General features: G+C 69.9%; 8 protein-coding genes. 2 read left to right on the plus strand and 6 right to left on the minus strand.

The genetic code is table 11. The features are described from left to right. Positions 1 to 92 precede the first annotated feature (92 nt). The 4 genes from ABTY04_RS05380 to ABTY04_RS05395 all read right to left on the minus strand — a co-directional run bounded on the left by ABTY04_RS05380 (position 93) and on the right by ABTY04_RS05395 (position 6,896). Entirely contained in the window at positions 93 to 1,652 is a 1,560-nt protein-coding gene (locus ABTY04_RS05380; RefSeq protein ID WP_352211982.1) for an FG-GAP-like repeat-containing protein, read from the minus strand. A gap of 183 nt (positions 1,653 to 1,835) precedes the next feature. Continuing rightward, entirely contained in the window at positions 1,836 to 3,410 is a 1,575-nt protein-coding gene (locus ABTY04_RS05385; RefSeq protein ID WP_352211983.1) for an FG-GAP-like repeat-containing protein, read from the minus strand. 129 nt (positions 3,411 to 3,539) lie between these two features. Next, on the minus strand, positions 3,540 to 5,993 hold the full coding sequence (locus ABTY04_RS05390; RefSeq protein ID WP_352211984.1) for a trypsin-like serine protease: 2,454 nt from the start codon (positions 5,991 to 5,993) through the stop codon (positions 3,540 to 3,542). 387 nt (positions 5,994 to 6,380) lie between these two features. Then, the gene (locus tag ABTY04_RS05395) at positions 6,381 to 6,896 is read right to left on the minus strand and encodes a hypothetical protein (protein ID WP_352211985.1); all 516 of its coding nucleotides are present in this window, start codon (positions 6,894 to 6,896) and stop codon (positions 6,381 to 6,383) included. A 596-nt stretch (positions 6,897 to 7,492) separates the two neighbouring features. Here ABTY04_RS05395 and ABTY04_RS05400 point away from each other — a divergent pair. Then, the gene (locus tag ABTY04_RS05400) at positions 7,493 to 10,858 is read left to right on the plus strand and encodes an ALF repeat-containing protein (RefSeq protein ID WP_352211986.1); all 3,366 of its coding nucleotides are present in this window, start codon (positions 7,493 to 7,495) and stop codon (positions 10,856 to 10,858) included. 140 nt (positions 10,859 to 10,998) lie between these two features. Further along, positions 10,999 to 11,553 carry a hypothetical protein gene (locus tag ABTY04_RS05405; protein WP_352211987.1) on the plus strand — a complete coding sequence of 185 codons (555 nt, stop codon included), beginning with the start codon at positions 10,999 to 11,001 and terminating at the stop codon, positions 11,551 to 11,553. On the opposite strand, the gene zapE (ABTY04_RS05410) is transcribed toward ABTY04_RS05405, so the two are convergent. Together zapE (ABTY04_RS05410) and zapE (ABTY04_RS05415) are read right to left on the minus strand one after the other, a co-directional pair. After that, complete coding sequence (gene zapE, locus ABTY04_RS05410; protein ID WP_352211988.1) at positions 11,492 to 11,833, minus strand: AFG1/ZapE family ATPase; 342 nt, start codon at positions 11,831 to 11,833, stop codon at positions 11,492 to 11,494. The genes ABTY04_RS05405 and zapE (ABTY04_RS05410) overlap by 62 nt on opposite strands. After that, complete coding sequence (zapE, locus tag ABTY04_RS05415; protein WP_352211989.1) at positions 11,743 to 12,591, minus strand: cell division protein ZapE; 849 nt, start codon at positions 12,589 to 12,591, stop codon at positions 11,743 to 11,745. Before zapE (ABTY04_RS05415) ends, zapE (ABTY04_RS05410) begins: the two co-directional genes overlap by 91 nt. Positions 12,592 to 13,076 lie beyond the last annotated feature (485 nt).

The raw sequence follows: 13,076 nt of genomic DNA on the forward strand, positions 1-13,076 counted from the left end.
GCGCAACATACGTGGTGAGACCTTGTCTTCGTAACTGCCCGCGCTCGGCGGGGTCCGGTCGGTTCGCTGCGCCTGCGGCAGACGCGGCCCGGTCATGAGCCGCTGGGGACGCCGCCGAGTTCGGTCCAGCCTCCGGCCCCCGGATCGCCGCCGTTGAAGGCGTAGACGGTGGTGCCGTCGGGTTGCTGCAAGAGGTAGTCGGCATGGGTGTCGCCGGTGAGGTCGGCGAGCTGGACCCGGGAGTGGTCGGGCGTCACTCCCGACGCGGTCTGACCGAGCGGCTTCCAGCCTCCGTGGCGGTCACCGCCGCGGTTGAGGTAGGTCGTCACGCTGCCGCCGGGGTTGACGGTCCAGTAGTCGGCACGTCCGTCGCCGTCGAAGTCGCCCAGACGTACGCGGGTGCGGTCGGTCGTCGTTCCGGTGGCGATCTGGCCGAGATCGGCCCAACCGCCCGCTCCGGACGGGTCGCCGCCGCGGTTGAGGTGAACGTTGACCGGTCCGTTGTCCGCGATGACCCAGTAGTCGGCACGTCCGTCGCCGTCCTGGTCGGCGAAGCGGACCTGCTCGTGTGCGGTGGTCGTGCCCCACGCGATCCGGCCGATGGACTTCCAGCCGTTGGGGCCGCCGACATCGCCTCCCTGATTGAGGTAGGCGGTCACATTGCCGTTCGGGGCGATGTACAGGTAGTCGGCCCGCCCGTCGCCGTCGAAGTCGGCGAAACGTACCCGGGTACGGTCGGTGGTGATGCCCGTGGCGATGCGGCCGATGTCCTGCCACGTCCCCACGCCCTCGCCGCCGCGGTTCAGCGTGGCCCGGACTTCACCGCCCTCGCCGATGGTGAGCCGGTCAGCGCGTCCGTCGCCATCGAAGTCGGCCCAGCGGATGCTTCCGGTGCCGCCCGATTCGGTTCCTGCCCGTGGTACGGCGGGGCGCCGGGTCCAGCCGTCGGTGACGGCCTGCTCGAGGCCCTCGTGGTACGCGGCCGCCATCTTCCGGTATCCGGCCTCGTTGGGGTGGAGCCCGTCGGGGAGCTCGGATGGCCCGTCCAGGCGCGGGGGCTCGACGTACCGTACGTGCACCCCGTCCGCGGCACGGGCGGAGACGGCGGTCCGCAGGTCCGCGTTGAAGGTGTTGACACGGTCGTACTGGCCGCGGGTGTCCAAAAGCAGCCCCTGCACGATGACCGCGGTACCGGGCTTGTTGGCCTGGATGCGATCGATGAGCGAGGCCAGCTCGGCCGCCGCGGCGTGCGGATCGGCCCTGCGGGTGTTGAGGTCGTTGATGCCGAGGTGGAGCAGTACGGCATCGGGGTTCGCGGCGGCCTGCCAGCGGTCGATTCCGTCCCGGATGTTCCCGATCGTGTAGCCGCTGTGGCCCTCGTTGTCGGGATCGCCGCCTCCGCCGAACGACCCGGACCCGACGAAGTCGGGCGTGTACCGGTTCTGCATGGAGATCAGGTTCCACAGGGGTGCGCGGTAGCCGGCCTCGCCGTTGCTGCCGGCGCCGGCGGTGATCGAGTCGCCGAGCGGCATGATCCGCAGCAGTGCGGGGGCGGGCTGCGGTGCCGCTGCGGCCTGCGTGCAGCCCAGGCCGAATGCGGCGGCGGCGGCGCCGACGGCCAGGGCGGAGGCTGCGGATGCGGTGCGTTTCATCGCTGGTGTCGCTTTCGCGAGTGACGGACGGCGGGGCTTCGACCTGCGGGAGGGCCTCGCCGGAGAGGGAAGGGGCGGCGCAACGGACGACCGCCTCCGGTCCTTCCCTGCGGGGAAGGACCGGAGGCGGTCGGTCGTCGGGCCGTACGGTGGGCTCCCGGCGTACCGGTGGCCCGGTCCGGGTCAGGTACCGCTCGCGACCTTGCCGAGGTCGGTCCAGCCGTTGCCCTTGTCGCCGCCGTTCCAGGCGAAGACGGTGGCGCTGTTGCCGGGGCCGGCGAGGACGTAGTCGGCGTGGGTGTCGGCGTTGAAGTCGACGAACTGGACCTTGGTGTGGTCGGTGGTCAGGCCGGTCGCGATCTGACCGACGGTGAGCCAGCCGGTGTTGGGGACGACGTCGCCTCCACGGTTGATGTAGAGGTCGACCTTGCCGTCGGGCTTGACGAAGTAGTAGTCGGCCTTGCCGTCACCGTCGTTGTCGGCGAACCGGATGCGGCTGCGCTCGCTGGTCACACCGGACGCGACCTTGCCCACCGCGGGCCAGCCGTTGCCGGACTGGTCGCCGCCCCGGTTGAGGTAGACGTACACCTCGCCGGCGTCGGTGAAGACCAGGTAGTCGGAGCGGCCGTCGCCGTCCCAGTCGGCGAAGCGGACCTTGGTGGGGTCGTTGGTGGTGCCGACGGCCACCTTGCCCAGGTGCTTCCAGCCGTTGCCCGGGTCGCCGCCCTGGTTGAGGTAGACCTCGACGGAACCGTCCGTGTTGATCAGGAAGTAGTCGGCCTTGCCGTCGCCGTCGAAATCGGCGAAGCGGACCCGGTTGCGGTCGTTCGTGAGGCCGGTCGCCACCTGCCCCAGGGGCTGCCAGCCGTTGGCACCGGCCGGGTTGCCGCCCCGGTTGAGCCAGACGGAGACCGCGCCGCTGTCGGCGACGTTGATGTAGTCGGGCTTGCCGTCACCGTCGAAGTCCGCCCACCGGATCCGCTCGCCCGCTCCGGCCTCGGTCGCGGCGGCGGAGCGCCGCGGCTTGACGGTCTCGGCGATCCAGGCCGCGAGGTCGGCGGTGCGGGTGGAGACTGCGCCGGTGCGGGTCTCGGCGGGGTTGACGCCGAGGCAGCCACCTTGCCAGGACCGGCTGTTGACGCCTACGAGTTCACCCGCGGCATTGAGCAGCGGGCCGCCGGTGTCACCCTTGCAGATGGCGTCGGTGCCCTTGCCCGTGATGGTGAGCGACGTCGCGGCGGCCGCGTTGAGGGTGAACGTACCGGTGTGAAGCTTGCCGGGCACCCACTCGGTCTTCGTCCGGCCGAAACCGACCGCGGTAAGGTCCGCACCGACCGCGGGAGTCGTGGCGGAGATCTTGGCCGTGGCCGCGCCCCTGGCCGGCAGGGCGAGGCGGGCCAGCACCATGTCGCGGTCGGAGCGGGGAGCGAGCTCGGTGACCTCGCGGGTCTCACCACCGGCGAGGGCGACGGTGGCCTTCAGCGCGGGCTTTCCGGCCGGAACCTGCTGGCCCGGGGTGGCCGCGAAGCAGCTGGCGGCCGTGGCGATCCACCACTCGTCCACGAGCGTGCCGGTGCAGGAACGGCTGTTCGCCTCGTCACCGATGCTGAGCTTCACGACGGCGGGGTGCTGGCCGGCGGCGGCCTCGGGCCCGGTGAGGGCGTGGGCCGGGACGGTGCCGGCGAGGCCGGCGGCGACCGCGGTGGCAGTCGCCAGCAGGCCGGTCATCCGCGCCGAGCGCGTACGGAGAAGAGACATGCGAGGCATCCTCCAGGAGGGGATCCGGATGGGTGAGCGAGCGTGTGGGAAGCGGAGCGGCGTACGGAGGAATGCGTCCTCCGTACGCCGCTGCGTCACTCCAGGAGTTGAGCGGGGCGGCGCCCGCCCCTACTTGGTGGTGGTGGCGGCGACGTCGGTCGGGCTGGTGAGCGTGCCCGGAATCTCGTGCCAGCCGGTCCAGGAGCCCAACGTGGCGTCGAGCGTGGTGTTCTGGACCTTGCCGCCCGCGCCGGTGGCGTAGACGTGGACGTTCTTGCCGGCGGAGGCGCTCGTGACGTGCGTCAGGCCCGTGCCGCCGGTCTTGGTCCAGGAGGGCTTCCAGATTCCGGCGAGGTAGTCGCCGGTCTGCGCGTAGAGCACACCGTCGGAACCGATGACCTGGACGTGGACGGTGTTGCCGATGTTGGACACCGCGATGTCCTTGGCGCCGGTGATGCCGCCGGGCAGTTCACCCCAGGCGGTCCAGCTGCCGTTGCGGCTGTCGAAGTCGCGACCTTGGACCTTGCCGTTCTTGATGCCGTAGAGGCGTACGAACGGACCCGCCTTGACGCTGGCGATGTCGGTCAGACCGGTCCCGCCGGACACCGGCGTCCAGTAGGTGTTCCAACGCCCGGCGTTGTAGTCGCCGACCTGCGTGTACAGGTCGCCGCTGGAGCCGATGGCCTGCACGTACAGAACGTTGTTGATCATGGCGGCTGCCACGTCCTTGACGCCGCCCGCGCCGCCGGGGACCTCGGTCCAGTTGCCCCACTTGTTGTTGCGGACGTCGTACTCGCGGTCGAAGACCTTGCCGTCGGCCACACCGACGTAGCGGATGGTGCTGCCCGTGTCCACGCCCACGATCCGACTGACGGTGGCGCCACCGACGCTGGCCCACTGGGCTCCGAAGACACCGGTGTCGAGCTTGCCGCTCTGGCTGAACAGGGTGGTGCCGGCCGGGGCGGCGAGCGTCACGTTCGAGGGGGCGGAAATGACGGAGGCGGAGACGTCCGAAGCTCCGGCGAGACCGCCCTGAAGCTGCTTGAAGGTGCTCCAGGAACCGGTCGTGGTGTTCATGGAGGCATTGTTGATCTTGCCTTCGGCGCCCACGGCGTAGAGCTCGACGGTGCCGCCGTCCGCGATGCTGCTGATGCGCGTCAGGCCGCTGCCGCCCGCCTTGGCCCACTGGTCGTTCCAGCGGCCGGCGTCGTAGTTGCCGAACTGCGTCCAGATCGCGCCGTCGGAACCGATGATCTGGACGTGGACGTTGTTGCCGACAACGCTGGAGGCGATGTCGACGGCACCCTTGGCGCCGCCCGGAACCGCACCCCACTGCGACCAGCTGCCCGTGCGGGTGTCCAGGTCTCGGCCGTAGACCTCGCCGCCGCCGATGGCCTGGACACGCACAGTGGTGCCCGAAGCCGCGCTGGTGACGTGGGTGAGTCCGGTCGCGCCGACCGAGGCCCAGTTGTTGTTCCAGCGCCCGGCCCTGTAATCGGCGGCCTGCGCATACAGATTGCCCTCGGAACCGACGATCAGCACGTGGACGGTGTCGCCGACCAAAGAGGCCGAGATGTCCTTCGCACCGGCGGCACCGCCGGGAATCTCGCCCCAGCCGGACCACTTGCCGGTTGCCAGGTCAAGGTCCTCGCCGTAGACGCGGCCGCCCGCGATGGCGTAGGCACGCACGGCGTCGCCGTGCCGCACGGTGCTCACGCGGGTGACGTCCTGACCATCGACCTTCCCCCACGACGCTCCGTACTCGCCGTAGCCGAGGTCACCGGACTGCGACCACATCGTTCCGCCGCCACCGGCGAGCAGAGACACCTGCGCGCCGCCGCGCGGAGCGGTGACCTGGTCGATCCACTGGCCGACGTTGTCGGTGCGGGTGGAGACTGCGCCGGTGCGGGTCTCGGCGGGGTTGACGCCGAGGCAGCCACCCTGCCAGGACCGGCTGTTGACGCCTACGAGTTCACCCGCGGCATTGAGCAGCGGGCCGCCGGTGTCACCCTTGCAGATGGCGTCGGTGCCCTTGCCCGTGATGGTGAGCGACGTCGCGGCGGCCGCGTTGAGGGTGAACGTACCGGTGTGAAGCTTGCCGGGCACCCACTCGGTCTTCGTCCGGCCGAAACCGACCGCGGTAAGGTCCGCACCGACCGCGGAGACGCCACCGGCCCGCTTGACGGGGGCGATGTCGGACACAGGAGTGGCAAGACGAGCGAGGACCAAGTCACGGTCGGCGGCGCTCGCGGAGACCTCGACGACCTCGCGGCTCTGACCGTTGCTCAGTGCCGCGGCGGTCTGCAGCGAGGGCTTCCCGGCCGGGACCGACCCACTGGGGGTGGCAGCGAAGCAGCTCGCGGCGGTCAGAACCCAGCGGGGGTCGACCAGCGTGCCGGTGCACGAGCGGCTGTTCGCCTCGTCGCCGATGCTGAGCTTCACCACGGCGGCGTGCTGGCCGGCGGCGGCCTCGGGCCCGGTGAGGGCGGAGGCCGATCCGGCCGTGACGAGGCCTGCGGCGACCGCAGTGGCCGAGACAAGTAGGCCGGTCATCCGCGCAGAGCGCAGATGGGGTACAGACATGCTTCTCCTTCGGAGCAGGGCGCCGGCAGGCGGTCATTTTTGAGCGCGCCGGAGCCCCGGTCGACTGAAAGTCGACCGTCGAGTCGGTGTCTCTGGTGATGGCGCAGAAAAGGATGGCCGATTGAGGCGACCGGCTCGATTCGGGCCGCAATTCCCACAGGGGCGGCCAATCGTGCAGTCGGAATCGATCCGTCACTTCTCCGCAACTCGCAGACGCCGAACGACTCCAGGGTGAGGTCGAACGACGATAGGCGGACGGTTCTCTCCGGGCATTCCTGCGCCTCACGGGAGAGTGGGTAATCGGATCCGGATTCAGCGAATCCGTGCGTAAGACATCAGGAATTCAAAGCAGATGATTTTGCACGGAACAGGCGCTGCCAACGAGTATTACTTGGAAGCCCTGATTTCCATGAGCATGAAGTCACGACCTTGCTCGTCCGCGCTCTCACCGACTGGAGTCCAGTCGTTCTTCTTCACCTCGAACGTCTTCTCCACGGCACCCGCAGACATGTCCACCTGGGCGCTGTAGCTGTTTCCCTTGATGAAGTAGACAGCGGGAATCTCCAAGGTCAGGTAGCCGCTGGTTCCCGTGACGCTGAAGCAGATCTTTTCGTTCTTGCGTCCCCAGACCTCGAGCACGTCGGCCGAGCTCGCGCAGTCCGCGAGGAGGATGTGGCCATCGCCGCGCTTGAGCGTGATGTGCTGCTCCGCGAGGATCTTGTCGGCGTTCGGGTAGGAGAAGTCCTCGACGGCGTAACCAGGGCCTTCGTCGGCGATCGTCTTCACGGAGGAGGCGTCCACGGCGGATCCGCCCGTCGCGCCGCCCGCTACCGCGAACCACGTCAAGATGCCGGCGCCCGCGGCCGCACCAAAGGTTCGCAAAATTGCCTTACGTGCCTTCATCGCTGTCCTAGTCGTCGGTTTCGAGGAAGCCCCGAAACGTGCGTCAACGTCGGAGGTGAAGGACACCATCTGACCAACAGGCAACAGCTCGTCGACGAGCCCGCCCCCCGCTGGAAGCCCCCCACTTCCAGTCGCAGCATAACTGTTCGTCAGGAGTCTCGTAAACCTGGCAACAATCAGCTCGATGGCGAGACGTCAGACAGACGGAACACCCTGCGGCTCGTGTGCGTAAGCACACCGGGCCGGCGCCGGTCCAACAACTTTCCCAGAGCCGGACGGTGCAACCCGCGGGCGCCGCGAGTGACTTTCGCCACGATGGAGATGCCCGGACCGATCCATACGGAAAACGAGGATCCGAACTCCCGAACCGGAATGCCGAATTCCCGTTCTCGTCTTGGCTCAAACCGTGTCGCTTGCAGCGTGTCGCGGGTGTTCAATACCTTCATCGCCGCATAAGGTCACGAGGCAGATCTGTCGTGTCCCTGCCCGACTTCCTTACGGGCCGGGGGACATGGCCTCGGCCAACGCAATTCCCCGTCTGGCGACAGGCCGCCGCCGGTGCGTCGAAAGTCAGGCGCTGATTCCGAAGGACTGTTTTGGACACCATCTATTGGAGCAGGCGGCGTGTGCTCACCGCCGTCGCGGCCGCCACGGCTGTCGTCACCACCTCCAGCCTCGTTCTCAACCCCGTTGCGGCGTGGGCCGATACTCCGCCGCCGGAGGGCGACGGAGGCGACCCGTTCAAGCTGCCCGACACTCCCCGGGCCAAGGTCGTCAGGGCCTGGCTGCTGGGCGGCAAGGGCGTTCGCGCGGCCGCGGAAGCGGCGTTGATCGGATCTGACGCCGACGTCCAGACCTTCCTCACCGTCACGCTTCCCGCGGAGACGTCGGTGGACAACCGCGTTGCCATCGGCACCTCTCTCGCGAGGGGCGGCAAGGGCACCCGGCGAGACGCCGAGGCGGCACTCAACGGCGGCGACGCCGCCATCGCCGCCTTCCTCGCGGGCGGCTTCAAGACCGCCATCGCCGAAGACCTGCGCGTGGCCACCGGAATCGTCATGGCCACCGGCGGCAAGGCCGTGAACCGAGCCGGGAACGATGCCCTGAACGCGGGCAACCAGGCCGCGTTGGAGACGTTCCTCACCGACGGTCAGTACACGGCCCGCCAGGAGGACATGCGCGTCGAGGTCGCCAAGCTCACCTTCCAGGCAGGTCCGGAGGTGAAGAAGTACGCCAACCGTGCCATGTCGGGCACTGCCGCCGACATCGAATGGTTCCTGGAGACCGGCCAGCACATCGCGCGCGCCCGCGACCAGGAGGCGACGAAGATCGAGGAACTCGTCGCGGTCGTCGAACGCGAGGGCAAGAAGGCCGACGCGATGACGAAGCAGGCCGAAGAGGCGTCCGCCCGCGCCGTCAAGGCGGCGGCACAGGCCAAGGAAGCCGCGGAGAAGGCGGCCTACGAAGCCCAGCAGGCCCAGGCCGACGTGGCCAAGTCCGGCAGGGCGGCCCGCAAGGCCGCCGAGGCCGCCAAGGGCGCGGCCGACTCGGCGCGTGTCGCGACCAGCGCTTCGCACGCCGCCGTTCAGGCTTCCCGTCGCGCCGCCTACGCCGCCGCCGCGGCGAGCCAGGCCGCAGCCACCGCCGGCTCCGCCGCCGCCCAGGCATACGGCGCCGCCATCGCCGCGTCCAAGGACGCCTCCCAGGCGGCCGCCGCCAAGGACGCCGCCGTCTACGCTCGCAACGCCGCGGCCAGGGCGCGCAGCGCGGCGACCGCCGCCGGCTACGCTGCCGATGCCGCGACCCAGGCGGCGGGTGCCGGCTCCGCCGCCGCGTCGGCCGCACGCAACGCCGCCTCCGCCGCGAACTCTTCGGCCGCCGCGGCCGAAGCGGCCGGCGTCGCCCAGTCCGAGGCCGCGGAGGCCAGGCGCGAGGCGCAGATCGCCAGCACCAACGCCCAGATCGCCACCAATGCCGCCGGCATGGCACAGAGCCTCGCGAACACGGCGGCGACGGCCGCCCGCACTGCGCGCGACGCGGCGAACAGTGCGGCCGACCACGCCGAGAAGGCCGCGGCCGCCGCGGACTGGGCCGTCCAGTACGCGGGCCAGGCACTGGAGTACGCGAACAAGTCGACCGAGTTCGCCAACGAGGCCAGCAAGGCCGCGAAGACCGCCACCGACGCCGTCGCCGAGGCGGTCGCGGTCGAGAAGGCCGCGCGTGAGGCCGAATGGCAGCGCCTCGACCAGGACGCACAACAGGCGGTCGAGGAGACCCGCCTGCTCAAGCGGATCGAGGACCTGGAGCGCGCGGAGCTCGCGGAGAAGCGCACCCAGGCCGCGCAGGCCGTACAGGCCCACAAGGACCTGATAGCCCAGGCCGAGTCGGCGCTCAAGGCGGGTGACACGAACCTTGCCGCCGCGCTCGGGCGCAAGGCCGCCGTCACCACGATGCGTTCCACGGGCACCTGGTCGCTCGAGGCCGCACGGTTCGCCCTGTCCGGAACGGACTCCGACGTCCACCTCTGGATCGACGCCTCCCGGCAGATCGCCCAGCGGCAGGACGACCGGGAGACCAGCCTCTACCTCGCGCGGACCTGCGCCCCGGACATCGCCGATGCGGCGACCAAGGCGCTGGCCAGCACCGACCTGGACGCCGCCACGAAGTTCCTCGGCACCGGCGCCGTCCAGGCCGCCGCGACGGACAACCGCGTCACGGTCGGCCGTATTCTCGCTGCCAACCCCGGCAAGGCGGTGAAACTGGCGGCGAACGACGCGATGAACGCCGGAACCGCTCAGGCCCTGCACGAATTCATCAACATCAAGCACGAGGTTGCGCAGCGGGAAGACGACGCTGTCGCCACCGCAGCCCTCATCGCCTCGGGGGGCCGGTACACCAAGGCCCACGCCCAGGCGGCGATGGAGGGCCCGGAGTGGATGCGACGCAACTTCATCGCCTCCGTCCAGTACAAGACCGCGCTGCTCGACTACGATTCCGCCACTCACATCGCGGCCATGCAGGGCGCGATCGCGGCAGCCGCGAAGATCGCTTACAAGGCTCAGGAGAACGCCCAGCGCGCCCAGCAGGCCGCGGCGCTCGCCCGTGACGCCGCTGTCGAAGCGCAGGAGTGGGCGAACAAGGCGGACGCGTCGAAGCGGCAGGCCGCCGCCTCCGCGCAGCAAGCGAACACGTACGCCGACGACGCCGAGAAGTCGGCGGTGTCCGCGCAGTCCTCGGCGGACCGGGCCAAGCAGGCGGCCGCCACCGCACGTACCGCCGCGCGCTCGGCGAACTACTCCGCCAACCGCGCCCTGGATTCCGCCCGGAGCGCGGTGGCCTCGGCCAACGCCGCCCAGGCGTCGGCCGCTTCAGCCCACGCCTCGGCGCTTCAGGCCGGTCAGGACGCGAGGACGGCGGCGGTCGCGGCGAGCGATGCGCAGCGGATCGCGACGGACAAGCGGACGGCCGAGATCGCGGCGGCCGCCAAGAAGGCGGCCGACGACGCGCGCGCGGCCAAGGACGCCGGGAAGAACCCGGCGGACACGTCCGACAACGACACCGTCAAGAACGACGTTCCCTGGTGGAAGGACGCCAAGTGGTGGGCGAACGCCACGAACTGGGCGAGCATCGGCACGGGCTTCCTGTCCGCCGGCTTCGGTGTCGCGGGCATCTTCTTCCCGCCTCTGGAGGTCATCGCCGGCGGACTCGCCTGGACCTCCCTCGGGCTGTCCGCCATCAGCACGGTGCTCACCGGAATCGGCTACGGATGGACGAGCGGCGAGTTCAAGACGTCCCTCGGGGGGACCGCCCTGGGCCTCCTCACCTTCGGCCAGTCCAAGTGGATCGGCGCGCTCGGCAAGATCGACGGCAAGGTGGTGGCTCCGATCGCGACGAAGATCTCGCAGTTCGGGCACGACCTCATCTCACCGGTCACCGGCCTCCTCGGAACCCTGGGGTTCTAGGGAGGTAGAAGGACGGGTCCGGGTTCAGGGCCGGCCGACGCACCTGCGGTCGGCCCTGAACCGGTTCCCGCGAACCCGTACCGGGCGCTACCGGGCTCGACCACTCGAAGAGGACATCCCGCATGTGATCAACTGATCTCATGGGAAATACGAGTGCGGCCCTGGGACCACTGGAACTGGTCGGAGGCATCTGGGTGGTAGGGGATTCCCGGCGCCCCGGCGGAACGTGGCTCGAATTCCGCGCGGAGGGGCTGTACCGGCAGAGATCAGCCGGGGATGGCGAGCTGATCCCGTGGCCCAGGATCATGCTCGGCGTCGGGGTGTACATCGGACGCGGGTATCCGCGTACAGGGCAGTACACGCTCGCGGGAATGCTCGGCAACCTCCCCGGTCCCTTCAGGGGGCACGGTGGCGGTCACCTCGACATGACGCTCCGCCACCCCTATGAAGACCGCAAGCTGACGTTTGACCGGCACGCACGCGCGTACCGGCTCCTCGACACCTTCCTCTTGGAAGAACTGCTGTCGCAGATCGTCGCCGCGAACGAAGCACACCGTCTCGGTGACCCTGATCTGCTCGGACAGGTGGTCGGCCGCCTGACATCGTTGAGCCCCTGGATGACGCGCCGCCGGCTCAGCGAAGCGGTGGCGGAAGCCTGGCGGGGCTCCCATGGCCCTTTGGGCAGTCGGCCCTGAGCCTGAGCCGACTCGGACGCCCGAGCATCGCGAGCCGGCTCGTCGTGCGGTCCAGGTCACGGGTCAGGGCCTGGCCTTCGGGGAGGGCGGTCAGGGGGGCGGCGCCGATGAGGACGAGCCGGATGTCACGGTCGCAGGCGACGTCGACGAGGTTCGCGAACCGCTGCCTTCCGTCCGCGGAGGCCTCGGTCAGCGGGGGGGGGTGACCCCGTCCAGGACCAGCGTGCCGAACCGTTCGGCGAGGGCCGGGTAGTCGGGCACCCCCGTCGCGGCCTCGCACAGGGCGTCGAAGGCGAACCAGACCATGTCACCGCGCACCGCGCGGGCCGGCAGCTCCCGCAGGTGGGCCTGGACGGGGGTGGCGTCCCCAGGCTCCGGGGCGCCGAGGCCGAGCTCCTCCAGGCCCGCGTCACGCGGTGGCAGACACAGGCCTGTCGCGAACCGGCGGCCCGCCGCCGCGGGCGCCGCCACGCGGCGGAGGTCCACCGGACCCGAGACGTCCAGGACGTCCATCCGCTCCTCGACGAGCCGGATGGTCGGCTCGAACAGGTGGTGGTAGAGCGGGTCCGGCATCAGCCCGGCGGGCGGGTAGTTCGAGGTGGTGACCAGGGTGATCCGGCGGTCGAGCAGAGTACGGAAGAGGCGTGCGATCAGCATCGCGTCGCCCGCGTGGAACTCGTCGAAGATCAGGATCCGGCTGTCCCCGATCAGCTCGTCGAGAGCGCTGTCGACGGCGCTCTGCCCGTCGTTACGGGCGCCCGGCCCGGTCACTCCGTCGTGCAGCCGGCGGACGAAGTCGTGGAAGTGCAGGCGACGTTTGCGCTCCGTGGGCAGCCCTTCGTAGAAGGTGCCCACGAGCCTGGACTTCCCCCGGCCCACCGGGCCCCACACGTACAGGTCGCGCGGCCGTCTGGGGAAAGTCCAGGCGGGCCGGACGAGTTCGGCCGCCAGGTTGGCCAGCCGTTCGACGGCGGCCTCTTGCGCGGGGGCGACGCGGAAGCCGCCACCGCAGTTGATCGGACGGGCAGCGCACGTCATGGAGCTGGGCGGAGCGGATGTCTCACGGTGGGCGCAGCTGAAAAGCAAACCCATGCCCTGCAATTTCTCAGCAACTGCGCATTAGATGCAATAGAGCGGATTGGCGGGGAGGGGCGCGCAGATGCACGACGGGGAGTGTGGGGGACCGCGGGAGCGCCGGGTACCGCCAGCCGAGGGCGTTGATACTGGGCCGGGGTTGTTCTACCCAGGTGGCCAGCCCGTTGGGCTTGGCCCTCGCCGACGCCCGCCAGTCCCGGGCGCCACGTGAACCAAGATCCGGACCATTTCCGGACCAGCCCCCTACAGGAGGCTGCAGGTGATGCCGTTTTCCCTGGTCAACATGGGTGCAACTGCCGTACCACCAGGAGACGAAGAACCTCCTCGTCTCGCACTCCCCGAAGAAGCTCGGCTTCTTCTAGAGCCATGGAGTCGGGTGCCTGGACCGGATGCTGCCCAGTCCAGGCGCCCGCCCCTTCGGACACGTA

Source organism: Streptomyces sp. NPDC097981, assembly GCF_040302565.1.
GTDB lineage: Bacteria > Actinomycetota > Actinomycetes > Streptomycetales > Streptomycetaceae > Streptomyces.

Excerpts from the sequence above, each read along its gene's own strand:
- ABTY04_RS05405 (WP_352211987.1), top strand. The coding sequence starts at position 10,999 with ATGGGAAATACGAGTGCGGCCCTGGGACCACTGGAACTGGTCGGAGGC.
- ABTY04_RS05380 (WP_352211982.1), bottom strand. The coding sequence starts at position 1,652 with ATGAAACGCACCGCATCCGCAGCCTCCGCCCTGGCCGTCGGCGCCGCC.
- ABTY04_RS05385 (WP_352211983.1), bottom strand. The coding sequence starts at position 3,410 with ATGTCTCTTCTCCGTACGCGCTCGGCGCGGATGACCGGCCTGCTGGCG.
- ABTY04_RS05390 (WP_352211984.1), bottom strand. The coding sequence starts at position 5,993 with ATGTCTGTACCCCATCTGCGCTCTGCGCGGATGACCGGCCTACTTGTC.
- ABTY04_RS05395 (WP_352211985.1), bottom strand. The coding sequence starts at position 6,896 with ATGAAGGCACGTAAGGCAATTTTGCGAACCTTTGGTGCGGCCGCGGGC.
- zapE (WP_352211989.1), bottom strand. The coding sequence starts at position 12,591 with ATGACGTGCGCTGCCCGTCCGATCAACTGCGGTGGCGGCTTCCGCGTC.